The 25,689-nt window shown below is 70.5% G+C and carries 13 protein-coding genes; 5 read left to right on the top strand and 8 right to left on the bottom strand.

The annotated features are described in order from the left end of the window. Positions 1-56 precede the first annotated feature (56 nt). Genes JK358_RS09085 through JK358_RS09065 form a run of 5 tightly spaced genes read left to right on the top strand, consistent with a single transcriptional unit; the run spans position 57 to position 4,882 of the window. Positions 57-2,615, top strand: coding sequence for a cytochrome P450 (locus tag JK358_RS09085; RefSeq protein WP_201945449.1), 2,559 nt, complete (start codon positions 57-59; stop codon positions 2,613-2,615). Between the two features lie 9 nt (positions 2,616-2,624). Continuing rightward, positions 2,625-2,894, top strand: coding sequence for a DUF2277 domain-containing protein (locus JK358_RS09080; RefSeq protein ID WP_201945442.1), 270 nt, complete (start codon positions 2,625-2,627; stop codon positions 2,892-2,894). Between the two features lie 14 nt (positions 2,895-2,908). Further along, positions 2,909-3,430, top strand: coding sequence for a DnaJ family domain-containing protein (locus JK358_RS09075; protein WP_201945432.1), 522 nt, complete (start codon positions 2,909-2,911; stop codon positions 3,428-3,430). 41 nt (positions 3,431-3,471) lie between these two features. Next, positions 3,472-4,359 (top strand): RNA polymerase sigma-70 factor, encoded by an 888-nt coding sequence (locus JK358_RS09070; RefSeq protein ID WP_372440655.1) that lies wholly within the window; start codon positions 3,472-3,474, stop codon positions 4,357-4,359. A 55-nt stretch (positions 4,360-4,414) separates the two neighbouring features. After that, a complete protein-coding gene (locus JK358_RS09065) occupies positions 4,415-4,882 on the top strand; it encodes a flavodoxin family protein (protein WP_201945428.1) in 468 nt (155 codons plus the stop codon). On the opposite strand, the gene JK358_RS09060 is transcribed toward JK358_RS09065, so the two are convergent. The 8 genes from JK358_RS09060 to JK358_RS09025 all read right to left on the bottom strand — a co-directional run bounded on the left by JK358_RS09060 (position 4,868) and on the right by JK358_RS09025 (position 25,604). Continuing rightward, entirely contained in the window at positions 4,868-5,632 is a 765-nt protein-coding gene (locus tag JK358_RS09060) for an AAA family ATPase (RefSeq protein ID WP_232851016.1), read from the bottom strand. The two genes, JK358_RS09065 and JK358_RS09060, sit on opposite strands and share 15 nt — an antisense overlap. Positions 5,633-5,711: 79 nt before the next feature. Further along, positions 5,712-5,975, bottom strand: coding sequence for a GlsB/YeaQ/YmgE family stress response membrane protein (locus tag JK358_RS09055; protein ID WP_201945426.1), 264 nt, complete (start codon positions 5,973-5,975; stop codon positions 5,712-5,714). Between the two features lie 123 nt (positions 5,976-6,098). Continuing rightward, on the bottom strand, positions 6,099-6,956 hold the full coding sequence (locus JK358_RS09050) for an alpha/beta fold hydrolase (protein WP_232851015.1): 858 nt from the start codon (positions 6,954-6,956) through the stop codon (positions 6,099-6,101). Further along, the gene (locus JK358_RS09045; protein ID WP_201945424.1) at positions 6,956-8,515 is read right to left on the bottom strand and encodes an MFS transporter; all 1,560 of its coding nucleotides are present in this window, start codon (positions 8,513-8,515) and stop codon (positions 6,956-6,958) included. The genes JK358_RS09050 and JK358_RS09045 overlap by 1 nt, the downstream gene beginning before the upstream one ends. Further along, positions 8,512-9,681, bottom strand: coding sequence for an FAD-dependent monooxygenase (locus JK358_RS09040; RefSeq protein WP_201945423.1), 1,170 nt, complete (start codon positions 9,679-9,681; stop codon positions 8,512-8,514). Before JK358_RS09040 ends, JK358_RS09045 begins: the two co-directional genes overlap by 4 nt. Beyond that, entirely contained in the window at positions 9,678-10,586 is a 909-nt protein-coding gene (locus JK358_RS09035) for an SDR family NAD(P)-dependent oxidoreductase (protein WP_201945421.1), read from the bottom strand. Before JK358_RS09035 ends, JK358_RS09040 begins: the two co-directional genes overlap by 4 nt. A 4-nt stretch (positions 10,587-10,590) precedes the next feature. Next, on the bottom strand, positions 10,591-11,985 hold the full coding sequence (locus JK358_RS09030) for a phthiocerol/phthiodiolone dimycocerosyl transferase family protein (RefSeq protein WP_201945417.1): 1,395 nt from the start codon (positions 11,983-11,985) through the stop codon (positions 10,591-10,593). After that, positions 11,982-25,604, bottom strand: a complete 13,623-nt coding sequence (locus JK358_RS09025; protein ID WP_201945416.1) for a non-ribosomal peptide synthetase/type I polyketide synthase — start codon at positions 25,602-25,604, stop codon at positions 11,982-11,984. Before JK358_RS09025 ends, JK358_RS09030 begins: the two co-directional genes overlap by 4 nt. Positions 25,605-25,689 lie beyond the last annotated feature (85 nt).

Genomic DNA, 25,689 nt, shown 5'->3' with positions numbered 1-25,689 from the left:
AGACCAAGGAAGTGTTGCCTTTCCAACAATAGGTCGGCGTCGGTACAGTCCGGCTGATGCACATCGCGCTTTTCGCGGACTATCACCCGCACACGCTCGGTGGAGTTCAAACCGCCGTCGACTCGCTGCGACGGGGGCTCGAGCGTGCCGGCCATCGGGTGACCCTGTTCGTGCCGCCGCAGGCCGGGGGCGTGGCCGCGATCGACGATCCGGACGTGGTGGAATTGCGGCCGATAGCGCTGGCGGTCAACGGTCTGGCCGTCGTGACCCCGGGCGCGAAGAACGACGCGCTGATCGACGCGGAATTCGCCGCGCGCGGTCCCGTCGATGTCGTGCACACCCACTCGACCTACGGCGTCGCCATTTCGGGCATGAAAGCCGCACGGCGACACCGGATTCCGCTGGTGCACACCGCGCACAGCCGCGACGACGCCTTCATCCAGCACACCTCACCCGCCCCGTACGCGGCGGCGCTGGCGCTGCGGACGCTGCACGGGCGGTATGTGCCGCACACCCATCACATGCCGCATCGGGCCGAGAGCCGTGCGGCGCGGCATGCCTGGTGGACCATGAGCGGGCAGGCGCAGGCCGCCGATCGGGTGATCGTGCCGACCCGGCATTTCGCGGATCTCCTGGTCGCGCACGGGCTCACCAGGCCGATCCGGGTGATCTCCAATGGCGTCGACGACGCCCTGCTGGAAGACATTGTGCCGCAGCCGCATCCGGTGGACGGACCGCTGCGGCTGGTGTGGTGCGGGCGGTTGTCGGCGGAGAAGCGGTTCCTCGAGGCGCTCGCGGCCGTCCGGCAGGCCCCGCACTGCACCCTCGAGGTCTACGGTGACGGGGATCTGCGCGCCGCCGCCGAGTCCTACCTCGGCGAACACCGGCTGGGGGACCGAATCCGATTGCACGGCACGGTTTCCCGCGCTGCCTGCCTGACGGCCATGGCGGCGGCGGACGCGCTGCTGTTCCCGTCCCGTGATGCCGAGACCCAGGGCATGGTGCTGCTCGAGGCGGTGGCGGTGGCGCTGCCCGTTCTCTACTGCGATGCGGTCCTCGACGAGACGGTCCCGGCCGGTGCGGGTCTGCGCGCCGGTGCGTCGGTGGAGTCCCTCGCCGAGAGCATCGAGAAGCTGGCGGCCGATCGCACCGCCCTCGACGCGATGCGCGAGGTCGCGGGCGAGCACTCCGGCTCGGTCCGGCAATCCCATTACACCGCGGCGATTCTCGCGATCTACGAGGACGCCGTGGGCACCGCCGCGCGGGCGACAGCCGTCGCGCTTCCGCGCACCCTGTCGGAAATCCCTACCGCTCCGGGCGGTCTGCCGCTCGTCGGGCACAGCCTGCGGGCGCTGAGCGATGCGCCCGGCTTCGTGAAATCACTGGGCGAACTCGGGCCGATCGTGCGAATCCACTTCGGCCGCAAGACCGGATATGTCCTCACCACACCCGAGCTGGTCCGCCGGGTCGCCGTGAGCGACGCCGAGTTCGAGCGGGAGGATCTGCGCGAGGCCATCGAGGATGTGGCGGGCGGATCGGTGAACGTGCTGCGCGGAGCCGAGCACAAACTGCGCCGCCGCATGATCTCGCCCTCGCTCAAGCAGAGCAGGTTGGCCGAATACTCCAGGGCCGCGGCCGATATCGCCAACACCTGGTCGGCCGGACTGCCCGCCGGCACCCGGGTGAACCTCATGGACGAGGCGCACGGCCTGGTTCTCGACACCGTCTCCTCCACGCTGTTCACCGCGGATTTCAGCGCGTCGGCCCGGCGCGAGATCCGCGACAACATTCCGTGGCTGCTGTCCCAGGTCATCATCCGCACCGCCATGCCACCGCAGATCCGGCGGCTGCGCGTGATCTCCAACTACCGCTGGCGCACCAAGGCGCGGGATCTGCGCGCGGCCGTCGGTGCGGTGATCGCCGAATACCGCCGCCGCGACGAGGATTTCAACGATGTGGTGTCGGCGCTCATCCGCCACACCGATCCGGAGACCGGGGCCACCCTCTCCGACGAGCACATCATCGACGAGGCCATTCTCATGCTCGCCGGTGGCGTGGGATCCATGGCCTCCCTGGCCGGTTGGCTCTGGTACGAGGTCATGCGCCATCCGGAGGTCGCCGAGCGGCTCTACGCCGAACTCGATGCCGTGGTCGGCGCGGAGGGCATCAGCCCCGAACACCTGGACGCCCTGCCGTACCTGAAACAGGTTGTGGCGGAGACCATTCGCTTCTGGGGTCCGTGGATCAGCGCGGCCAATTCCGCGTCGGATCTCACCATCGGCGAGGTCACCCTGCCCGCGGGTGCGGCAGTCATGTTCAGCCCCTACCTGGTGCAGCACGATCCCCGGAACTTCCCGCATCCCGAACACTTCGACCCCGGCCGCTGGTCGCCCGAACGTGTCGACGACACCGCCAGGAAGGCCAGTCTCTCCTTCGGCGTGGGCCGCCGCCGCTGCCTCGGCGATCACTTCGCCATGATGGAGATCGCCCTGGCCTCCGCCGCGCTGCTCACCCGCTGGCGGCCCACTCCGGTGCCCGGGTACACCGTGCGCCCGTCCAATCGCGACTTCGTTCTCTCGCCCTCGGCCCTGCCGGTCACGCTGCAACCGCGCTAGCCTCGGACTATGTGCCGAAACATCACTGCCCTACGGGGCCTGGAGCCCGCGGCCACGCCTGAGGAGATCCAGGCCGCCGCACTGCAGTACGTTCGGAAGGTCGGAGGGCTGTCCAGCGTCTCCGAGTCCAATCGCGCGATCGTGGAGGCCGCCGTGGCCGATATCGCGGCCGTGACCACCCGTTTGCTCGAGCAACTGCCGGAGCGGAAGGTGCCGCCCAAGACCGTGCCGCCGCTGCGCCGGCCGGAAGTGGTGGCCCGTATCCGTCTGCGCGGCTGAGCCCGGGGCCGGTCATGACCGAGCGGAAACCGCCGGGGCACACCTTCGAATCCTGGATCGACAAGCAGATCCGCGAGGCCACCGAGCGGGGCGAGTTCGACGATCTGCCCGGTAAGGGCGAACCACTGCCGGGTGCGGGCGCGCCGCTCGACGAGAACTGGTGGCTGAACAGCTACCTGCGGCGCGAGGGCATCGGCGGCGAGGCGCTGCTGCCGCCGTCCATCGTGCTGCGCCGCGATGCCGAGCGGATTCAGCAGACGGTGCGCGATCTGGCCGCGGAAGCACAGGTGCGGGCCGTTGTCGGCGAGCTCAATGATCGGGTCGTGCAGTATCTGCGGATGCCGACGCCGCCCCATGTGCCGGTGCGTCCGGTGAACGCCGATGACGTGGTCGCGCAGTGGCGGAGCGAGCGTGCGGCGGCTCGGGCTGCGCAAGCGGTCCCGCGGCCACCGGCGAAAACGGCGGCCACATCAGCGGAACCGTCAAATCGCCGCCGAAAGTGGTTGCGCGCCTTGTTCTCCGGGAAACGGGCCTAGCGAGATTCGATCGAGGGGGAAGTATGGGTGAGGGCGTAGCGGTGCTGGGCGGCGGGGAGCCGGAGGTCTTCGACCGGCTGCGGCCGCTGCTGTTCACCGTGGCCTACGAACTGCTCGGCAGCGCCGCCGACGCCGAGGATGTGCTGCAGGACAGCTACATTCGCTGGCGCGACGTCCCGGCCGCGGAGGTGGCGCATCCGCGCGCCTACCTGACCAAGGTCGTCACCCGCCAAGCGCTCAATCATCTGCGCACGGTGCAGCGCCGCCGCGAGGAGTACGTCGGCAGCTGGCTGCCCGAACCCATTCGCACCGAGCACGATGCCAGTCACGATGTGCTGCTCACCGAGTCGGTGTCGATGGCCATGCTGCTGGTGCTGGAGACCCTCGGCCCCACCGAGCGGGCGGTGTTCCTGCTCTCGGAAGTGTTCGGGCACAGTCTTACCGAGATCGCGGACATGATCGACAAGAACGACGCGGCGGTGCGGCAGATCGCGCATCGGGCGCGCGCCCACGTGCGATCCCGGCATCGGCGCTTCGCCGCCGACAACGCGACCAGCCGGGCGGTGATCGGCACCTTCCTGACGGCGGTCCGCACCGGCGACGTCCAGGCGCTGATGGATGTGCTCGCCCCCGACGTCGTGCAGATCTCCGACGGCGGCGGCAAGGTGACCGCCGCGCGCCGCCCGGTCACCGGGGCGGCGCCGGTCGCGAACTACCTGGTGGGTCTGGCTCGAAAAGGCTTGGCGGGCATGACTTTCGAGTTCGGCGAATACAACGCCCTGCCCGCGCTGCTGCTGTTCGACAGCGACGGGAAGCTGGATACGGTGCTCATCATCGAATTGGACGGGGAGCGGATCGCGAACCTCTACGCGGTGCGCAATCCCGACAAGCTGGGATCGGCCCAGACCCTGCGGTCCCTGCGGCGGTGACGCGGGCCACAGTCACCCGCTGTCACGATCGCGAACCGGGCGGTGTCTCCGAGGTATGAAGACGATCATCGTGTGCACATCCGTATCCCACGGCAACACCCGGCGGGTCGCCGACGTCATGGCAGAGGTGCTGGACGCCGACGTCGTCGCCCCCGAACAGATCGACGCGGCCACCCTCGCCGACTACGACCTGGTGGGATTCGGGTCCGGAATCTTCCTGGGCTCCTTCCACGAGAACCTGCGCGAATTCGTGCGGGCCCTGCCGGCGGGGCAGCGCGGCCGGGCGTTCGTCTACGCCACCAGCGGATTCGAGCGGCCGGTGCGACCGTTCACCGGCCCGCTGGTGACCGAGCTGGAACGCAAGGGTTTCGAGGTGGCGGGCAGTTTCTCCTGCCGGGCCTGGGATACCTGGCTGCCGTTCAAACCCGTCGGCGGGATCCGCAAGAACCGGCCGAACGCGGACGACCTGACGGCCGCGCGGGCCTTCGCCGCCGGGCTGCGGGTGCGGTCAGGAATCCAGTAGGTGGCGTAGATAGCGGTCGGGATCGGCGAGGAAATCCCGGGTCAGGCGCACCGGCAGGGCATCGTCGTAGCTGGTGCGGTGGATTTCGCCGGTATCGCTGATCTCGTAGATCATCGCCCCGGGCAGCGACAGCAGGATGGGGGAGTGCGTGGCGACGATCAGCTGACTGTCCCGAGCGGCCAGATCGGCCACATGGGCCAGCACCGCGAGGCAGCCGCGAACCGACAGCGCGGCCTCGGGCTCGTCGAGCAGATACAGCCCGCCGGGCCGGAAACGATTGCTGATCAGGTCGATGAAGGATTCCCCGTGGGAGCGCTCGTGCGCGGAGACGCCGCCGTAGGCCGGAAGCAGCGGCGGGCCGAAGCTCGGCTCCCGGTCCAGCGCCTCGATCTCGGTGGCCACGTTGTAGTAGGACTCGGCGCGCAGGAAGAAGCGCGAGCGGGGACGGCGGCCGGATTTCGCGACCAGCAGGTGCGCGCCCAGCTCGGATTCGCTGGACCGCGTGGCGAAGTTGAAGTTCTGGCTGCCGCCTTCGGGATTGAACCCGTAGGCCACGGCCAGCGCCTCCACCAGCGTGGACTTGCCGGAGCCGTTCTCGCCCACGAAGAAGGTGATGCCGGGGTCGAAGTCGATGCCGCTCGCCAGCGCGCGTATCACGGGGAGATCGAAGGGGTAGCCGCTGTCCGGCGTGCCGGGGGCGAGCCGGACGCCGCGGATATAGCCCTGCGCACGAATATCCCGTGGACTCAAACCGGACCTCCTCGGCGCTACCTGATCGTGCCTGCACGGTAGCGGCCGAGGGTGACAGGAAACCGCGCGCCCGCCGGGCTCAGACCTTGGTGCGGACGAACCGGTAGATCAGCAGGACGATGATCGCCCCGATGATGGCGCCGATGAAGGTGTGCTCCACGGGCGGCCGGAAATCGAACTTGTGGGGGGCGAAGACCAGGCTGCCGAGGGTGCCGCCGACATAGCCGCCCACGATGCCCAGCACGATGGTGGCGATCCAGCCCATATCGTCCTTGCCGGGGACCAGGAGACGGGCGATGGCACCGGCGATGAGGCCGATGATGATCATGACGATGATGCTCATGGCATGCTCCTTGCCTCGCGGGTTCCGCATTCCGAAGGTAGCAGGGCGAGGGGTCGGTTCGAGCGTGTCGCAATACACCAGCGTGCCCGTGTCCCGCCGCGGCGTCACGCCGTCGACGGTTCCTCAGACCGAAGGCAGCGTGATCAGTTCACGGATCAGGACCTCGGGGCGGTCCAGCGGGACACAGGTGCGGCTGTGCTCGGCGATCACCAGGCGGGCGTTGGGGAAGGCGTCGGTCAGCAGCCGCCCGTGCGCGGGCGGCATGAGGACGTCATCGGCCGCCCACACCACCAGGACCGGGCCGGGGAAGTCGGTGGCGGCCGCCCACTGTCGTTTGGTCGCGGGCGTATGCCGTTCGCTCAGGATCTTGGCGAGATCGCGCCGCACCCCAGCCTCGGAGGCGAACGGCAGCAGCCAGCGTTCGACCAGATCCGGCGGAATCCGGCGTCCCGCACTGGGATCGGCCGTGGCGAAGCGGTGCCGCACGCGCGGGCTGCGCAGGGCGCGACCGGCCAGCCCGAGCAGACCGGGCACCCGTGCGGCGGCGGCCGAGGCCCGGCCCGGCCGGCCCGGCGGATAGTTGTCGAAAGCCTCGCAGGCGCACAGCACCAGGCGGCTCACCCGCTCGGCGCAGCCTTCGGCCAGCATGATCTGCGCTGCGCCCCAATGGTTCTGGACCAGGGTCACCTCGCTCAGATCCAGGGCGTCCAGGAACTCCGCGACCAGCCGCGCCAGCCCGGTGATGCTCAGATCGGCCTCGGGCTCCATCGGAATGCGATGGCTGCCCAGCGGCAGGGTGGGCCGGACGCAGCGGTAGCGCGCGGGCAGCCCGGCGACCACCTCGCGCCATACCAGTGCGTCCTTCATGGCCCCGTGCAGGAATACCAGCGTCGGCCCCGGACCGCCGGAATCCAGATACTCGACGGTCCCCGCCGAGAGCTGGATCGACTTCATCTCGGTCGGTGTGTCCGGCAGGGACATCAGGCGGCCTCCTCGGCGAGCGGTTCGGGTGCGGCGGAGCTCAGCCGGCCCTCGCGCCACGGCAGCAGTACCGCGGTGAGCACCGCGCCGACCCCCGTGGCGAGGGCGGCCACCCCGGCGGTCCAGAAGATGCCGTCCACGAAGGCCTCGCGCACCACCGTGATCGCCTGCTCGCGCAACTGTGGCGACGGTATCCGCTCGGCCAGTGCCAGTCCGGCGAACGGGGACGAATTAACCTCGCGGACAACATTTTCCGGCAGTCCCGCGGTCGAGACGGCCGGTGCGATGGCGTGCGCGTAGATCGAGGACAGCACCGAACCCAGCACCGCCACGCCCAGCGCGCCGCCCACCTCGCGGGTGGTGTCGTTGATGGCCGCGCCGACGCCCATATCCTCCTCGTCGAGATTGGACATGAGCAGTTCGGTGGCCGGGCCCTGCACCAGGCCCAGACCCGCGCCCATGAGGATGGTGGTCGGCAGGATCACCGCCGCGTAGGAGGTGTGCGTGTCCAGGAAGGTCGCCACCACGAAACCGCCGCACAGCGCCGCCAGCCCGGCGGCCACCGTCGGCGCGGTGCCGAGCCTGCGGCCCAGCGTCATGCCGATCGGTGCGCCGATCATGATGCCGACCGCGTACGGCAGCGCCCGCACACCCGTCTCCATGGCCGAATAGCCGCGCACCGCTTGGAAATACAGCGTGAAGAAGAAGACGAACCCGAACAGCGCGAAGAACGCCACCGAAATCGACAGCGCCGGAATGGCGAAGCGGCGCATCCGGAACAGCCGCACATCCAGCAGCGGAACCCGAACCCGCAACTGCCACAGCACGAACAGCGTCAGCGCGAGCGCGGCACCCGCGAAGGCGGCGACCGTGATCGGCGCGGTCCAGCCGTGCCGGGGCGCTTCGATGATGGCCCACACCAGCAGCACGATTCCGGCGATGGACAGCACCACGCCGAGTATGTCCAGCCGGGCCGGTATCGCCACCTTGGCCTCCGGAACCCACAGCGCGGTCCCGGCGACGGCGATGGCGGCCACCGGCAGATTGATCCAGAACACCGAATGCCAGCTGAAATGCGCCAGCAGCCAGCCGCTGACGAGCGGCCCGCCCACGATGGCGATACCCGCCACGCCCGCCCACACGCCGATGGCGATGGACCGCTCGCGCCGATCGGTGAACAGGGTGGTGACCAGGGCCAGCGTCGCCGGGAAGATGGCGGCCGCGAAGACGCCCATGGCCGCGCGCGCCCCGATCAGCTCGGGCAGTCGATCGGAGGTGGCGGCCACCACCGACATGGCGGCGAAGCCCAGCATGCCCAGGTAGAGCACCAGGCGGCGGCCGTAGCGGTCGCCGAGAGTGCCTGCCGCCAAGAGGAATCCGGCGAAGGTGAGGGTGTAGGCGTCGACGCACCACTGCAGGCCGCTGAAGCCCGCGCCGAGCTGCGCGCCGATCGCCGGGAGCGCGATATTGATGATGGTGTTGTCGATGACCACCAGCAGCTCGGCCAGGCACAGCACGGCCATGGCGGCATAGCGGGTGTAGCCCGCCGGGCCGCTCATCGGGAGACCGTGCTCACCTCACCCGGCAGCCGGAATCGCATGGGCTGCATGTTCTGCCGCCGCAGAATGCTCATGGGCGTGTACTGGATGGCGAGGTCGCGCAACCGCACCGCCACGGGGTTGCGCAGCTGTTCCAGTCGGCTGAGCCGCCGGGAGTCGGCGACGAGCCGCTTGGTGCGGTCGTGGCGCGCCTTCTCGTAATTGCGCAGTCCCGTAATCGGATTCGGTGCGACAGCGAGCTCGTGGCCGAGCACCACCGCGTCCTCGATGGCGGAGCTCGCGCCCTGGCTCAGGCTGGTGAGCATGGGGTGGGCGGCATCGCCGATGAGGGTGGTCCGGCCGTCGCCCCACTGCGACAGGAAGTTCCGGTCCTGCGCGGGGACGACCACGATCGCCTCCTCGGGAGTCTGCTCGATCACCTCCATCACCTCCGGCGCCCAGCCCGCGAATACCGCTGCCACACCGGCCTTTCCGCCGGACCAGTCGCGAGCCGCCGCCACCCCGACGCTCTGGGTGCCCCACCAATAGACCTGGCCGCCGCCGATCTCGATGAGGCCGAAGCGGGTGCCGCGGCCCCAATAGTGCCGGGCCGCACCGGTGGTCAGGCTGGGGTGGGAGTACGGGATCACCGCCAGCCAGCACACATAGCCGTACTCGTTGAGCGGCTCGTCGCCCGCGAGCTGCGCGCGCACCGCCGAGCGGATGCCGTCCGCGCCGATGAGCACGTCACCGCTCGCGGTCTGTCCGTCGCCGAAAGTGGCTGTCACACCGGCGCTGTCGTGCCGGAAGCCGGTCAGCGGACTGTTCCAGTGGATCGGCACCTCCGGGGCCGCCGCGCGCAGCACCGCGATCAGGTCGTTGCGGCGGATGTTCACGATCGGCGCGTTCAGCTCGGCGGTGATGCGCTGGATCGGCAGCTCCCGCACCGTGGCCCCGGTCGGGGTGTGAATGCTGAACCGGCGCAGCGGGCTTCCGGTGGGGCCGTCGGTGGGATCGATGCCCAGTTCGGCCAGTGCCGCGGTGGCATTGCAGGCCAGCCCCAGCCCGGTGCCGGTATCCCGGAATCCCGCTGTGGCCTCGTGGATGTCGACATCGAAGCCGTGCCTGCGCAGGGCGACGGCGGTGGTCAGCCCGGCAATGCCCGCGCCCGTGACGAGGACCTTCACGCTCTGACCTCCTTGGGGACGGTGATCGCCGGGCCGGTGCGCTCCATGACGAAGTCCAGCAGGCGGTTCGGCAGCAGGCGCGTGGCCACCGCCACCGCCTTGGAATCCGCGCCCACCGGGTAGCGGGTGCGCGGGCTCTGCGCGGTGAGCGCGTGTTCGATGGCGGTCGCCACCTGGGCGGGCTTGGTGCGACTCGCCTGTGCGCGTTGGGTGTTCGCGGTGACGAAGGCCAGGAACCGGTCCCGGTACAGGTCGGCGATCTCGTCCGGGGCGGCGGCGAGCACCCGCTCCGCGCCCTCGCCGAGCTTGCCCCAGATGGGGGTCGACACCGCACCGGGCTCGATGATGGAGACGCTGACCTGCAAGGGCGCGAGCTCCCGGCGCAGCGCGTCGGAGAGCCCGACCTTGCCGAATTGCGCTGCGGCATACGCGCCGTGGTACGGGGTGGCCAGGCGGCCGACGCCGGAGGCCACGTTCACGATGCGGCCCGCGGGCGCGCGCGTCGGCGCACCGGCGGCGCGAATCCGCAGCAGCGGCAGGAAGGTCCGGATGAGCTGCACCGGACCGACCAGGGTGACCTCCAGCTGGGCGCGCAGGTCCTCGGCGGGCAGCAGTTCGATCGGCGCGGCCACGCAGACGCCCGCGTTGTTGACCAGACCCGTCAGCCCGGCCGCGCCCACGCGGTCGGCGATCAGCTTGTGCGCCGCGGCGATCGACTCCGCGGCGGTGACATCGACGATGACGGGCTCGACCCGGTCGTCCGCCTGCCGCAGTTCCTGCGCGTCGGCCTCGCGCCGCACGCCGGCGAAGACCTGGAAACCGCGATCGGCCAGGTGCAGGGCGGTCTCCCGGCCCAGCCCGGTCGACGCTCCGGTGATCAATACCGCTCCACGGGTATCGGACACGTTGTCAGCCTTTCCGCACGGCCGGTTCCGGCCGGACTAGTTCACGCGACAGGATTTCGAGCGAGTCATCGGCCAGCTGCCGTGCCCGGGCGTCGGAGACCGTGCCCTCGATATAGGTGAAATTCCAGTGCAGCACACCGTGACTGGTGTTCACGGTCGCCACGAAATGCCCGCTGATGGAGATGCCCGCGATGAACTGGGCCCCCGACAGGGCCCAGTCCCCGGACCGCTCGGGGAAGTCGTAGCGGCCGATATTGGAGATGCAGACATTGCCGGGGCCGCGCTGATCCAGCAGGGCCACGGTGCGCGCCGAGTTGGCCACCGAATCCGGGGTGGCCAGGCGCAGCAGCGTGACGAGAGCGAGGTGCTGGCGGAAGTTCTTGCGCCGCAGCAGCTCACGATTGAGATCGCGGGCCACCTCCCACAGGTCGACCGCGCCGAACCGGGGGAAGGACGGGACCGTGCAGACGTACGCTCCGGCATCGTCGGGTCCCACCACGGGGCGCAGCTCGGTCCGGAAATCCACCGGTGACCCGATCCCGATCCGGCCCGAATCGCCCGGCGCGACAATATTTCCCAGCGCCAGCGCCATGGCCGCGGTGAGCGCCCCGTGTACGGTCACGCCCTCGGCGCGGCACCGCTGGACCAGCGCCTCGAGCTGCTCGCCGGACAACTCCCGATGCCACAGTCGGGTCCGCCGGTCGTGCGGGTCCACCGCCACCTCGGGCAGCAGTCGGTGCGGGCGCGCCGCCGCGGCGACCACCTGATCGACAATGGCGGTGCCGACCGCCCGCAGGAGTCCGCGCATCCCGCGAAACCGGCTGGGCAGCATGTCCTCCGGAGCCGGTAGCGGCAACCGTCGCACGACACCGTAGGCGGCGGGTTCGGTGTCGGGCGTCATGCTCCCAGCGGTGTGCGCGGCGGCGTAATCGACCAGGTCGCGCAGCAGCGCCAGCGCCGTCGTGCCATCGGCGACGACATGGGACACCGTCAGGATCAGGTCGTGGTACTCGCCGGGTTCACCGGCGCGGTGCACCACATCGACGATGCGGGCCAGCGGACGGGTGCGCCAGTCCAGGGAGGTCCCCAGCTCGGTGATATCCACCTCGTGCTCCCAGGCCTCGGTATCGGCGGCGGCGGGAGTGACTGTGCGGACCGGGATCTCGGCGCTGTAGACGGGCACGAACTCGGGGTTCTTGCCGTCGCTGTCGGCGGCGATGCTCACCCGGAGCAGGGGATGCTCCGCGGTGAGATCCGCCGCCGCGGCCTCGAGCGCGGCGGTGGTCACCGCGCCCGACACCCGCACTCGGGCGATCACATTCAGCGGTGAGATCTGATCGGCGATCCAGTACCACCGCTCCATGGGGCTGAGCGGTCTGTGCACCTCGGCTGTGGTCATCGGTTGCCCACCTCGGCATTTCGGATTTCGGCACGGTCGAGGACCACGGCGAGCTGCCGGGCCACCTCGAAGACGTGCGGGCGCGACATCATGGTCAGGTGATCGCCCGGCACCGCGATCACCTCGAGTTCCCGTGCCGCCCAGCGATCCCAGCCATTGGTGGGGCTGTCGAACATGCTGCCCACCCGGTGATGCGCCTCGTGGGCGGCGTCGGGCAGGGCGTCCTCGGCCCGCAGCACCACGATGTCGCGGTCCAGCGGCGTCATGGAGTAGTGCACGGTGGCTTCGTAATTCGCGCGGAAGACCGCGTACAGGCGGCGGATCAGCTGCGGGGAGGCCTCCGCGCCCACGATCCCGCGTGCGACGGACTGCCGCAGGACGGCCTCGAACAACTCCTCCGGTGTCGCTGCGGTGGTGTCGAATTCGGCTGCCGCCGCCTCCGGGCCCTGGGCGTACCAGAGCAGTTCGGTGAAGAACCAGACGATGAGATCCCGCTCCGGAATCGGGGTCACCGGGTCGTCCCCCAGGGAGATGGTGTCCAGCAGCACGACCTGTGCCAGATCCGTCTCCGGCAGCTGGCGGGCCATCTCCAGGGCGACATAGCCGCCGAAGGACCAGCCGGCCAGATGATAGGGGCCGTCGGGGTGCACGCGGCGGATGGCCTCGATGTAGGCAGCCGCGAGTCCCGCCATATCGCCGATCGGTGTGCCGCCCGGTTCGATACCACTGGCCTGGATGCCGTAAACGGTTCGACCGGTGAGACTTTCGGCGAGGTCCACATAGCAGAGCACATTGCCGCCGATCGGATGCACCAGGAACACCGGCGCGCGATCCGGCTCCCCGGTGCGCAGCGGCACCAGCGGATCGAACGCACGGGCCACGCCGCCCGCCCGCACCACGGTGGCCAGTCCGGCCGCCGTGGGCGTGGCGATGAAGGTCTCCAGCGGAATGTCCACGCCCCAGCGATTGCCGATGGTCATGGCCGCCCGCATGGCTCCCACCGAGGTGCCGCCCGCCTCGAAGAAGCTGGTGTCGGCGGATATCGAGGCGGCCCCGGCGAATTCGGCCAGGATCTCGGTGAGCGCCCGTTCGTGTTCGTCGGCGGGCGCGCGGCTTTCGGCCGGCGACTCCGCTCGGGGAGTGGCGGCCAGTGCCCGCAGGGCGGTGTCGTCGCGTTTTCCGTTCGGCATGACCGGTATCGCATCGAGCCAGTGGTACCGGCTCGGGATCATATAGTGCGGCAGTGTCTTTCGCATTTCCGCGCTGATCGCCGCGGCTTCGGGCCGATCACCGTCGCCGACCAGGAAGGCCGCGAGGACGGCATCGACGCCATCGCGATGCAGCGGCAGCACGGCCGCCGCCTCCACCCCGCCGACCCGGGTCAGGGCCAATTCGACCTCGGCGCACTCGATCCGGTACCCGCGCACCTTCACCTGGGTGTCGCCGCGCCCCAGCCAGATCAGCTCGCCGTTCGGCAGCTCGACGCCGAGATCGCCGGTGCGGTACAGCCTTTCCCCGCTCCCGCTCGCGACGAATCGCTGCGCGGTGAGCCCGGCCCGGTTCTCGTACCCCTGCGCGAGGCACGCCCCGCCGAGGTAGATCTCCCCGGTCACGCCGCGTGCCACCGGCCGCAACCGGTCGTCGAGCAGCAGCACCCGCACCCCGTCGATCGGGCGTCCGATGGGCGGCAGCGCCGGATACCGATTCGGCTCGCCCGACATCGAATAGGCGGTCGTGACATGGGATTCCGTCGGCCCGTACTGGTTCTCCAGCACCAGCCCGGGATTGGCCGCGCACAGTGCCCGGATCTCCGGGGTGATCCGCAGCTGATCGCCCGAGGAGATCAGCGCGGTGAGGGCGGACGGGAACGTGCGGGTGGCGACCGCGGCCTCCGCCAGCGCCTGCAGGGCCACGAACGGCAGATACATCCGCTGCACCGCACCGTCGATCACGGTGCGCAGCAACGCGACCGGATCGGTCCGGTGCCCCTCGGTGATCAACCGCAGCGTTCCGCCGCCCGCCAGCGTCGAGAAGATCTCCTGCAGCGACACATCGAATCCGAGCGGCGCGTACTGCAGGGTCACCGCGCCGGCGCCCGAGGCCGCCCGCCCCTGCCATTCGATCAGATTCGCCAGGGCCCCGTGCCGCATCACGACACCCTTGGGCTCGCCGGTGCTGCCCGAGGTGAACAGCACATAGGCGGCCGAGTCGCGATGGATGACGGGCGGTTGCCACTCGCCGGACCCGGTGGTGCGGCGGTCGGCGTCCGGCGCCGTGTCACCCGTGCGTTCCGTGCCGTCCGCGAGCAGCGCGTCGTCCTCCGCGAAGAGCGCGTCGAGGTCGGTGATGACCCGCGCCGGTTCCGCCTGTGCGAGTACGGCTTCGCGTCGCTCGGCGGGGTAGCTCGGGTCGAGCGGCACCAAGGCGGCTCCGGCGCGCATGACGCCCAGCACGGTGGCGATGAGCTCGGGCGAGCGGTCGAGCATGACGGCCACCCGGTCGCCCGGTAGCACGCCGCCGGCGCTGAGCCTGCTCGCGATACGCGCACTCGTGTCGGCGAGCCAGCGGTAGTCGCGCGTGCCCGAGTCGTCCACCAGGGCAGCCCGCCCGGGGTGCCTGCCCGCGGCGGCCTCCACCAGGGTGAGGACGTCGCCGGAACGCACCGTATCCAGGTCCACGGGCGCGCCGGGCGTACGAACCAGGGCCGCCAGCACGCCGCTGTACAGCTGCGCGTACTCGTCGCACTGGGCGTCGGTGATCCCGTCGGCTCCCGCCGAGACACGCAGGACCAGATCATCCCCGCGCGGGTCGACGGCGGCGGTGACGAGCAGGGCGAAGTTCGTCTGCTCCTCGATGCTCACCTCGGTGATCGCCACCTCCGGAACGGCGACCAGCTCGGCGAGACCGTGATAGTCGACGTAGTTGAAAGCGGTGTCGAACAGGGGGCCGCCGTGGTCGGCGATCATGGCGCGCAACGGGAATCGGCGATACCGGTGCGAGGCGCGCAGCTGGTGATCGACCGCACGCGCCGTGTCCGCCCACGACGGGAGGTCGGTGGTCCGCAGCCGCAGCGGCAGGGTGTTGAGGAACAACCCGGCGATCTGATCGCCGCCGGTGCGGCCCGGACGGGCGTGGCTGACCACGCCCGTGATCACGTCGGTGGCTCCCGACATGGCCCGCACGGTCAGCAGATGTGCGGCCGTCAGCACGGCCTTGGGCGAAACGCCCTGTGCGACAGAGATATCGCGCAGCCCGCGCCGCAACCACGTGGGCAGTACGAGTGTGGCGGTTCCGCTGCGCCGCGTCTCCCGCGGCAGGTACGGACGAGCCGAGGCGATGGTGGCGGGCACCGCGTCCGCGAGCAGCTCGGACCAGTAGCGCCGCGCGGTCGCGTCCTGCTCGGCGGCGCGTTCGTCCCGGGCGTACTCGGCCAGCAGAGCCGGTGTGTACGACGCGGTTTCGACGGCCGGGACGGGCAGTCCGATGCGGTGCAGGTAGTCCTGCAGCAGTTCGCGGATCAGGGTGGCCACACTCCAGCCGTCCAGGATGGCGTGGTGGAAGTGCAGGGTCAGGGTGATGCCCGCGTCGCCCGGGGTGACGTGCAGATGGTGCAGCGGTGCGGCATTCGGCACGTAGGCGTCGAAATCGAGGTCGTCCTCCGCGCCGATGGTGAGGGCGGACGGCACGCTGTGATGCACCAGCTGCAGCGGGATGGAGCGCCCGGTGAGATCGAAATCCGAGCGCAGGGCCGGATGCCGGTGCAGCAGTGCGGCATACGCCGCCCGGAACGGCTCCTCCTGCCAGGGCAGCCGCAGGTGGTAGGTGAAAACATCCTGGTACAGCGTGGATTCGCTGTTCTCCAGACTGTGGAACAGCATGCCGAGCTGCAGTGCCGTGGCCGGGAAGGCGTCCGCCACCCCGGTCAGTGACGCGCGGTCGATGAGGGGGACGGTCTCCAGCGCAGTGGCTACCGCCGGACCCGAGTCGGTGCGGCGGGTGGCCGCCCGCGCCAGGTCCGCGATGGTCGGGCGGGCGAACAGCTCGTCGAGATCCACCGCCAGGCCGCGCTGTTCGGCGGCCGTGCGCAGGCGCAGCGCGAGAATGGAATCGCCACCGGTGGTGAAGAAGTCGTCGTGCACGCCGATCTCGGCGGGATCGCGGTCCAGCACGCGGGCCCACAGCTGTGCGAACTCGCGCTCGATATCGGTGCGCGGTGCGACGATTCCCGCGGCGGGCCGATCGGCGGACGGCAGCGCCCGGCGGTCGACCTTGCCGCTGCGGCTGAGCGGCAGCGCCTCCAGGAGGTGGAAGCGTGACGGAATCATGTAGGCGGGCAGGCGCTGTGCCAGGTGCGCGGCGACCTCGTCCGCCGTCGCCGTGCCCACGAAGTACGCGGCCAGGGTGATGCCACCGTCGGCGGTGCGCTCGTCGACGACGACGCCGGCGGTCACGCCGGGGCAGGTGCCGAGCTGATTCTCGATCTCGCCCAGGGTGATCCGATTGCCGCGCACCTTGATCTGGTCGTCGAGGCGGCCCAGGTACTCCAGGGTGCCGTCGGCCAGCCAGCGGGCCAGATCACCGGTGCGGTAGCGTGTCCCGCCCGGCATGGAGATATCGCGGACGAAGGCCGTCAGGGTCTGCTCCGGCTGGCCGAGATAACCGCGGCCGACGCCGATTCCGGCGATGTTCAGTTCCCCGGGGACGCCGATCGGAGTCCGTCTGCCCCGCGAATCCAGCACGGAGAGCGAGAGATTGTCGATCGGACGGCCGATCGGGACCCGGTCGATCCATTCGGCACCGGCGGGCAGATCCCAGTAGGAGACATCCACGGTGGCCTCGGTCGGGCCGTACAGGTTGGCCAGCTGTACCCGGTGCAGACCCAGCCGGGCGAGCACGTGACGGAACCGGTTCACCAGGGCCGGGGTGAGGGCCTCACCACTGCACACCACCAGGCGCAGGGCCGTGAGATCGGCCGCCGCGGCGGGTGTTTCCGCGATGTGGTCGAGGAACGGGCCGAGCATGGACGGTACGAAGTGCAGCACCGTCACGCCGTGGCGGCCCATGGCCTCGGTCAGGGCACGCGGATCGCGTTCCGCGCCGGGCGCCAGGACGGCGGCGCGGGCTCCGGTGAGCGACCACCACAGCAGTTCCCACACCGAGACATCGAAGGTGGCCGGTGTCTTGTGCAGCACAACGTCGTTCGCGGTCAGCCGGTAGCGGCGCTGCATCCACTCCAGGCGGTTGACGACCGAGAGATGCTCGATCATCACGCCCTTGGGCACCCCGGTGGAGCCGGAGGTGTAGATGACGTAGGCGAGATCGCTGGAGCGCGTGGTGGTGCGAGCGGTGCCCGTGGTGTGCAGGGCCGGATCCGGATCGATGCGGTGCACGCCGAGATCCGCTGCCAGCGCGTCGAACTCGGGTCCGGCGAGGAGAACTCGAGCGCCGCAGGCGGTCACCAGCTCGCGGATGCGCTGCTCCGGATGATCGACGCCGATCGGCACGTAGGCCCCGCCCGCCGCCAGGATGGCGTGCACGGCGACCACGGAATCCACCCCGCGCGAGAGGATGACCGGCACGCTCTGCTCGGGACGCAATCCCGCGCCACGCAGGGAGGCGGCCAAACCCCGTATCCGGGAACCGAATTCGGCGTAGGAGAGACTCCAGGTGGCACCGTCCGGGCCGTCCCCGACCAGGGCGGTCTGCTCGGGTGTCCGGTCGATCTGCGCCGCGACCAACTGGTCCACGGTGGCGTCCAGGTCCAGGGGTGCGACGGGCCCGGCCTCGAACTCCTCGATCCGCTCCCGCTCCTCGGCGGACAGCAGCGCGATCTCGCCGACCGGGCGCTCGGGTTCGGTCAGCGCGGTCTCGATGAGGCGAAGCACCTGCCGCAGCGCGACCGGGAACGGGAGGTCGGAGTCGAAGACGTCGTCCGCGTAGAAGATGTCCACATCCAGCGACCCGTCGCGCTCGTAGTCGCGGACCACGATGTTCACGACATCCAGGGAATAGCCGGTCGACAGCAGTGAGGTGTCGCCGCCGATGGCCTCCGAACCCGCCAGATCCGGTACTGCCACATACGAATACGTGACGTCGAACAGCGAACCGTTCGGGAAACCCCGCTCCCGCAGGGCGGCGTACAGGTCGCCCGCCGGGAAACGCTGGTGCGCCTGCAGTTCCCACACCGCGCTCGCGGTGCCCGCCGACAGCTCCAGCACCGAGCGATCCTCGTCGACCGGAATCCGCAGCGGCAGCATGTTCACCATGTCCGCGACGGTCAGGAACTCCTCCGGCGTCTGCCGGTTCAGCATCGGAACACCCAGCACGATGTCGCCGTCACGGTGAATCCGGCGCAGGTAGGCGGCGAGAGCCGTTGCGGTGAAAGCGAAGACGGTGCGGCCGGTGGCGCGGATGCGGTCCACGGCGGCCTTGTCGAAGTGCAGGCAGTGCTTGTGCCGCCGATGCGTGGCGACGGTCGCCGCTCGCGGGAACAGCGCGGGCTCGACCCCGTCCAGCTGCCCGGCCAGGCTGTCGCGATCTTTGCCCCACTCCGCCGAATCCCGGTACCGCTGTAGCTCGTTCACGATCTCCAGGTAGCCCGGAGCGGGAAGATCGGCGGCGGCGAGCCCGAGATAGTCGGCGCACAACTGCCGGATCACCAGCGCCGACGACCAGCCGTCGGCCACCGCGTGATGGAAACGCCCGTACAGCACGAAGGATTCGTCGTCGTCGACCAGGATCAGGATCTCCGACAGCGGCCCGTCCAGCGGCAGCACCGCATCGGTACGCGCCCGCATCCACTCCTCGGCCGCCCGCTTCGGCTCGGCCTGCGCGGTGAAGTCGACGATCTCGACCTCCGGCAGCTCCGGACTGATCCACTGCGTCATGGCGGCCGCGTCCACCCGCATCCGCAACGCCTCGTGCCGCTCGGAACTGCGCCGCACGCACGCCCGCATACGCTCCGCGTCGAGCGCCCCGCTGATCCGCAGGTACCCGCCCACCTGGGTGAGCGGCAGCTCCGGATACCGCAGCCCGACGGCGACGATATCCACCTGGTATCGGGTCAGCGGCCAGGTCCGCACCGCAGCCGCTTCCGGTGCCGGAGGCGTTTCCGCAGAGGGAGTTTCGGGATCCGTGCCGGAGAAGTCGATGAGGGCGAACAGTTCCTCGTCGCTCAGGTCGGAGCCGATCCCGTTGGCGCGGGCGGAGGCCGTGCCGACCAGGTCGGGGGCGACGACGCCGAGCGCGGCGGCCAGCCGGGTGATGGCCTCGGCCAGTTCCGGCTGGTCGGTGGAGACGTCGCCGAGGTCGCCGCCCACCTGATCCAGGTGGTCGGTGAGGGCCGAGACCTGGGCGAGCACCGCTTCCGTGGGATCCGGTGGGGGCGGGGCGATCTGGGTGCGGATGTGGTCGGCCAGGGCCACCGGGGTGGCGTGGTCGAAGACGACCGTGGTGGTGAGTTGCAGGCCGGTCGCGGCCTGGAGGCGGTTGCGGAATTCGACCGCGCCCAGGGAGTCGAAGCCGAGATCCTTGAAGGGGGTGGAGGGGGTGATGGCCTCGGGGCCGTCGTGGCCGAGGACCGCCGCGGCTACCGAGCGGACCGTCGCGAGGACCACGTGCTGCTGTTCGGCGGCGGTGAGCCCGGTCAGGCGAGCGGCCAGGCCACTGGATGAATCCGACTGTGCCGCAGCGGCGGCCGCACGCCGGGTGGCCTGCACCAGACCGCGCAGGACCGACGGGACGGCGCTCGCGTCGGCGTCGGCCGCGCGGCGCAGGGCCGCGAGATCCAGGCGGGCGGGGACCGTGAGGCCCCGGCCCGTGGTGAGCGAGGCGTCGAACAGGGCCAGGCCCTGTTCGGCCGTCATGGGGACGAAGCCGGAGCGGCTCATCCGGGCGCGGTCGCGCTCGTCCAGGTGGCCGGTCATGCCGGTGGCGTCGGCCCACCAGCCCCAGGCCAGGGACAGCGCGGGCAGTGAACGCTGGCGACGGTACTGGGCCAGGGCGTCGAGGAAGACATTGCCCGCCGCGTAGTTGGCCTGTCCGGGGGAGCCGAGTTGCCCTGCGGCCGAGGAGAACAGCACGAAGGCGGCGAGATCCAGATGCTCGGTGGCCAGGTGCAGGTTCCAGGCCGCGTCCACCTTGGGGCGCAGGGCGGTCGCCAGCTGTTCGGGGGTCATGGCCGTGAGCACGGTGTCCGAGAGCACGCCCGCGGCATGCAGGACCGCCGTGAGCGGATGTTCGGGGGAGATGGCGGCCAGCACCGCGTCGAGGGCGGCGCGGTCGGAGGTGTCGCAGGCGACGACCTCGACCCGTGCGCCCAGTGCGCCGAGTTCGGCGGCCAGTTCGGCCGCACCGTCGGCGGCGAGGCCACGGCGGCTGAGCAGCAGCAGGTTTCGGATGCCGTGCTCGGTGATCAGATGGCGCGCGAACAGCGCGCCTAGCACGCCGGTGCCGCCGGTGATCAGGGCCGTGCCGTCGCGGTTGAGGCGGGTGGGCAGGCGCAGGGCCAGTTTGCCGGTGTGCCGGGCCTGACTGAGGTAGCGCAGCGCCTCCGGTGCGCGGCGCACATCCCAGACCGAGACCGGAATGGGTTGCAGGGTACCGTCTTCGAACAGGTCGAGGAGTTCCGCGAGCATCTCCCGCACCCGATCCGGGCCCGCCTCGAACAGGTCGAAGGCGCGGTAGCGCACGCCCGGATACTGTGCGGCGATCTGCTCCGGATCGCGGATGTCGGTCTTGCCCATCTCCAGGAAGCGGCCGCCGCGCGGCAGCAGCCGCAGCGAGGCGTCGACGAACTCCCGTGCGAGGGAATCGAGTACGACATCCATGCCCGCGCCGTCGGTGGCGGCCAGGAACTTCTGCTCGAACTCGACGGTGCGGGTGTTGCCGATGTGCTCGTCGTCGAAACCCATGGCGCGCAGCGTGTTCTGCTTGCCCGGGCTGGCGGTGACATAGACCTCCACACCCCAGGCGCGCGCCAGCTGGATGGCCGCCATGCCCACGCCGCCGGTGGCCGCGTGCACGAGAAGCGTTTCACCGCTGCGCAATCCGGCCAGATCCCGCAGACCGAAGTAGGCGGTCATGAACACCGCCGACGTGGTGGCAGCCTGCTCGAACGTCCACGAATCCGGGAAACGGCCCAGATAGCGGTGGTCGGTGATCACCTCCGGGCCGATGCCCTCGAAGATGCCCATCACCCGGTCGCCCGGCCGCAGCGCGGTCACATCCGCGGCGACCTCGAGCACGACACCCGAGCCCTCGCCGCCGATATCGGCGCGCGGATCGGCATACACGCCCAGTGCGATCATGACGTCGCGGAAGTTCACGCCCGTGGCGCGCACTCCCACCCGCACCTCGCCGGGTGCGAGCGCCCGATCCACCTCGGGCCATTCCTCGATCGAGAGTCCGGCCCCGTCGAGCGTGCCCCGCCCGCGCGTCCGCAACCGCCAGCGCGGTTCGGCGATCGCGGCGATATTGCCGATCAGATCGGCGTCCGCGCGCACCAGCCGCGGCGCGAACGCCAGCCCGCGCCGCACCGCCAGCTGCGGTTCCCCACCGGCCACCGCGGCCGCGACGGCCTCGGGCCAGGCGGCGGCATCGTCGGTGTCCACCAGCAGGATTCGGCCCGGGTTCTCGGTCTGCGCCGACCGCAGCAGACCCCAGCCGGGGGCGTGCACGAGATCGGCGATGTCCTCGCCTTCGGCCACCGAGACCGCGCGACTGGTCACGACGACCAGCGTGGAGGACTCGAACCGCTTGTCGCCCAGCCATTCCTGGACCTGCGTGAGCAATGCGGCCAGCTCGGCGTGCACCGCTTCGGCCGTATGCCCGCCGGAAGGCTGCTTCCCGTAGCGGAGCACGCTGAATCGGCGGGCTTGTGTGTCGGCGGCGAGGGGAAGCTCGGCCCAGTCGCGGGCGGTGGGTGTCGTGCCGGTGAGCTGGATCGGCTGCCAGTCGATGCCGTGCAGGCCGTCGCGGGCCGTGGTGGTGTGGGCGGCCAGCTGGGAGCGGGAGATGGAGCGCAGCACCAGCGCGTCGACGGCGGCCACGGGAGAGCCTGCGGCGTCGAACAATTCGAGGGCGACCCGCTCGTCGCCGCGCGGGATGATGCGGACACGCAGGCTCGTCGCACCCAGGGCGTGGACCGTCACGCCCTCCCAGGAGAAGGGCAGGCGGATGCGGTCGGGGTCGCCGGTGGTGAGCCGGCCGCTGAAGCCGAGCGCGTGCAGGGCGGCATCGAGCAGGGCCGGGTGCAGGGTGAAACGGTCTGCGCCGGACGCGGATTCGGGAATCGCGACCTCGGCGAGGACGGCGTCCCCGGTGCGCCAGGCGGCGCGCAGGCCACGGAAGGACGGGCCGTATTCGTAGCCTTCGTCGGCGAGCCGGTCGTAGTGGTCGCCGATGTCGATGGGTTCGGCATTCGGCGGCGGCCACGCGCCCGCGGGTGTGAGAGTGGCGGCGTCCGGGGTGAGAGCGCCTTCGGCGTGCCGGCTCCACGGGGCCGAATCATCCTCCGCCGGACGCGAATAGACGCGCACCGGCCGAGCGCCGGTCGACTGCGGTTCGCTCACGACCACACGCAGGGTCAGCGCGCCCTGGCGCGGCAGAATGAGCGGTTCGCGCAGCACCAGTTCCGCGACGCGCGGATATCCGGTGTGCTCGCCGGCGAACAAGGCCAGTTCGGTGAGCGCGGCGCCGGGCAGCAGGACCGCGCCGTGCACCGCGTGATCGGCCAGCCACGGATGGGTGTCGAGGCCGAGCCGCCCGGTGAAGGTGACGGCCTCGGATTCCGGATCCTGCAGTGCCGCCGCCAGCATCGGGTGGGTGAGCGTGGTGAGACCGAACCCGGAGCCGTCACCGGAGCCGCCGTCGTCGGTGATCCAGTAGCGCTTGTGCTGGAAGGCATAGGTGGGCAGGGCGATTCGGCGTGCGCCCAGAGCCGCCAGGCGGGTGCCCCAGTCCGGGGTGAGCCCGCGCACCTGAGCCTGCCCGGCCGACAGCAGGAATCGGCGCAGTCCGCCGTCGTCGCGGCGCAGGGACTCCACCACCGCGCCCTCGGTCCCCCAACCGGATTCGTCGAGCGCGTCCTGAATCGCGGTGGTGAGCACCGGATGCGGGCTCACCTCGAGGAACGCCCGATACCCGAGTTCGCCCGCCGCCCGCACGGCGGCGTGGAATCGCACCTGCTGACGCAGGTTCCGGTACCAGTAGGCGGTGCCGAGTTCCCCGGTGGAGATCCGCTCACCGGTCACGGTGGAGAAGAACGCCACGTCGGCGACGCGGGCCTGGACGCCGTCCAGCTCGGAATGCACGGCTTCGCTGATGGATTCGACATGCGCCGAATGGGAGGCGTAGTCCACTGGGATCCGCCGCACCCGCAGGCCGCGCTCCTCGCCCTGGGCGACCAGCTCGTCACAGGCGGCGGAGTCACCCGAAACAACGACAGCCACAGGACCGTTCACCGCCGCGATGGACAGTCGTCCCCGCCACGGCTCGATCAGCGCCTCCACCTCGGCGGGCGCGAGCGCGACCGACACCATGCCGCCACGCCCGGCCAGGGCGGTGATGGCCTTGCTGCGCAACGTCACCACGCGGGCCGCGTCCGCCAGACTCAGCGCCCCGGCCACATAGGCCGCCGCGATCTCACCCTGCGAATGCCCGATCACCGCCGCGGGCCGCACGCCCATCGACTCCCACAGCTTCGCCAGCGAGGTCATCACCGCGAACAGCGCGGGCTGCACCACATCGACCCGCTCCAGATCGGCGGCACCCGCCCGATTGCGCAGCACATCGGTCAGTGACCAGTCCACATGCGCCGCGAAAGCCCGCTCGACCTCGGCGATGTGGTCTGCGAAAACCGGTGCGCTGTCAAGTAATTCGGCAGCCATACCGATCCACTGCGACCCCTGTCCGGGGAACACGAACACCGGCCCGCCGATGGCGTCGACGGCCCGCCCGGTGACCACCTGCGCGGACGGCTCACCGGCCGCGAGCGCGTCCAGACCCCGCCGCACATCGTCGCGGTCACGTCCGACCACCACAGCGCGGTGCTCGAACGCGGACCTCCCGGTGGCCAGGGAGAAGGACACATCCAGCGGATCCAGTTCGGCCCGCTCGGTCAGCCACTTCGACAGCCGCGCAGCCTGATCGGCGAGCGCGCTCTCCGTGCGCGCCGACAGCGGCAGCGCTATGGCGGCAACAGTGCTTTCGGCTGTCCGGGCGATAGCCGCGCCCGGAGCCTGTTCCACTATCACGTGGGCATTGGTGCCGCTGATGCCGAAGGCGGAGATGCCCGCGCGGCGGATGCCGGCGGGGGACTGGGGCCACGCGGTGGATTCGCCGACGGGACGGACTGTGCCGGGGGACCAATCCACCTGGGACGTGGGCTGATTCAGGCCGGGGATGGCGGGGACCAGGCCGTGGCGCATGGCTTCGACCATCTTGATGACCCCGGCGACACCGGCAGCAGCCTGGGCGTGGCCGATATTGGCCTTCATGGAGCCGAGGAGCAGGGGGCGGTCGGGGGTGTGGGCTGTGCCGTAGGTGGCGAGCAGAGCGTCGGCTTCGATGGGGTCACCGAGGGTGGTGCCGGTGCCGTGGGCTTCGACCACATCGACGTCGCCGGGGGTGAGACCGGCATCGGCGAGGGCGGCGCGGATGACGCGCTGCTGGGCGGGGCCGCTCGGGGCGGACAGGCCGTTGGAGGCGCCGTCCTGGCCGATGGCGGTGCCGCGGATGACGGCGAGAATCGGGCGACCATCGCGTTGGGCATCCGATAGCCGTTGTAGGACCAGGACTCCGACGCCCTCGGCCACGCCGAAACCGTTGGCGTCGGCGGAGAAGGGTTTGCAGACGCCGTCGGGGGCGAGTGCGCCCAGGCGGGAGAAGCCGACGAAGATGCTGGGGGAGCAGGTGACGGTCGCGCCGCCCGCGATGGCCAGGGCGGTCTCGCCGGAGCGCAGCGCTCGGACGGCGAGGTGGATGGCCGTCAGCGAGGACGAGCAGGCGGTGTCGATGGTGGCGGCGGGGCCGTTGAGGCCGAGTACGTAGGAGATGCGGCCGGAGGCCACGCTCACGGTGGTGCCGGTGGTGAGGTGCCCGGCCAGTCCGCTGTCGTCGCGGTAGACGCGCGCGCCGTACTCCTGGGTGCCGACGCCCAGGTACACGCCGGTATCGGAGCCGGACAGCGAACGGGGGTCGATCCCGCCGTTTTCCAGTGCCTCCCAGGTGGTTTCGAGCAACAGCCGCTGCTGTGGATCCATGGCGAGGGCTTCGCGCGGGCTGATGCCGAAGAAGGCGGCGTCGAAATCGCCTGCGGTGTCGACGAAGTGGCCGCGCCGCACGTAGGTCGCGCCGGGACTGTCGGCGACCGGATTGGTGAGTGCGGCCATATCCCAGCCGCGATCGGTCGGCAGGTCGGCAACCGCGCAGCGTTCTCCGGCGACGAACTCCCACAATCCGTCCGGGGAGTCGATGCCGCCGGGATACCGGCATCCCATGGCCACGATGGCGATGGGTTCGCTGCGCTGTGCCTCGAGTTCGCCGAGGCGCTTGCGCGTGTCCTGGAGCTCCCTGGTCGCCTTCGTCAGATACGAGCGAAGTGCCGCGTCGTCAGCCACGCAAACCTCCTGTGCGCACGGTCCGTTCCCCCGGAATCGGACGCGTGTCATTGCGTAAACGCGAATCCACAATGCGGATCACGGA

This window comes from Nocardia acididurans (genome assembly GCF_016741815.1).
GTDB classification, from domain to species: Bacteria; Actinomycetota; Actinomycetes; order Mycobacteriales; family Mycobacteriaceae; genus Nocardia; species Nocardia acididurans.
The sequence above is the reverse complement of the archived record's forward strand: the minus strand, read 5'-3'. Positions and strand labels throughout refer to the sequence as shown.